At 64.9% G+C, this 1,352-nt stretch carries 1 protein-coding gene; it reads right to left on the bottom strand.

Annotated features, from left to right (window positions below):
• Positions 1-56: 56 nt before the first annotated feature.
• Positions 57-1,295, bottom strand: a complete 1,239-nt coding sequence (locus O9255_RS13490) for an IS256 family transposase (protein WP_297867389.1) — start codon at positions 1,293-1,295, stop codon at positions 57-59.
• Positions 1,296-1,352 lie beyond the last annotated feature (57 nt).

The raw sequence follows: 1,352 nt of genomic DNA on the forward strand, positions 1-1,352 counted from the left end.
GGGGCTGTCTGAATTTTTGTGTGTGAGGCGGTTTTCCGAATGTGTCCTCGTTCCGCTCAGCGCGGCGCGAGGGTGAAGCGGTCTTCGTACAGTATCGCGAACTGGTTCATCGCTGATTTCCATTCCCTGCTTGCTCTGCTCCAGTCGGCGGTGATGTTGCGCAGGGCCAACCAGATCAGCTTGGTCGCGGCCTCGTCGCTCGGGAAGTGCCCGCGGCTCTTGATGATCTTGCGCAGCCGCGAATGCACGCTCTCGATGGCGTTCGTCGTATAAATGATCCGCCGAACCTCGGGCGGGAACGCGAAGAACGGAATCACCCGGCTCCAGGCCCGCCGCCAGGCCGCCACCACGGTCGGGAAGCGTTGGCCCCAAGGGCCTTCCTCAAACGCGTCCAGAGCGCTCTCGGCAGCCTCCGCGCTTGGCGCCGTGTAGATCGGCTTGATTGCCCCGGCCAGCGCCTTGCGGTCCTTCCAGCTCGCGTAGTCGAGGCTGTTGCGGATCAGATGAACGATGCAGGTCTGCAGCGTCGTCGCCGGAAACACGGCTTCCAAGGCCTCTGGCAGGCCCTTCAGGCCGTCGGCCACACCAATCAGGATGTCCTGCGTGCCGCGCGTCTTCAGGTCGTTGAAGACCTTCATCCAGAACTTGGCGCCCTCCGTGTTCTCGATCCACAGGCCCAGGATGTCGCGGGTGCCGTCCGGCAGCACGCCCAAGGCCAGATACACCGCCTTGTTCCGCACCACGCCCTCCTCGCGGATCTTCACCCGCAGGGCGTCAAAGAACACCACGGGGTACATCGGCTCCAGCGGCCGGGACTGCCAAGCACCGACCTCGGCCATCACCTCGTCCGTCACCGCACTGATGAACTCCGGCGACACCTCGACCGCGTACATCTCGGCCAGATGCCCTTGGATCTCCCGCACCGACATCCCGCGGGCGTACATCGAGATGATCCGGTCGTCGAAGCCGGCGAAGCGGCGCTCGTGCTTCGGGATCAACTGGGGCTCGAAGCTGCCGGCGCGATCGCGCGGTACGTCAATGCGCAGCGGTCCCTCGTCGGTCAGCACGGTCTTGCCGCTGCGGCCGTTGCGGTGGTTTCCGCGACCGCCCTCGGGGCTGGCCAGATGCACGCCCAGCTCGGCGCCCAGGGCGCGTTCGATGACCGCCTTCTTGAGCTTCTGGAACACCGCCTCGACGCCAGCAGCGTCCATCGGACCGGGAATCAGCTTCTCAAGCAGCTCGTCGGGGAGAATGGATTCCGGCTTCGCCGCCGGCGGGGTTTTCTTGCGTGGCATGGGGGCTCCTGAACATCGTCATGGTAGGCCCCTCACACAAAAATCCTGACACCCTCC

The sequence above is a fragment of the Silanimonas sp. genome, from assembly GCF_027530345.1.
In the GTDB taxonomy this organism is placed as follows: Bacteria; Pseudomonadota; Gammaproteobacteria; order Xanthomonadales; family Xanthomonadaceae; genus Silanimonas.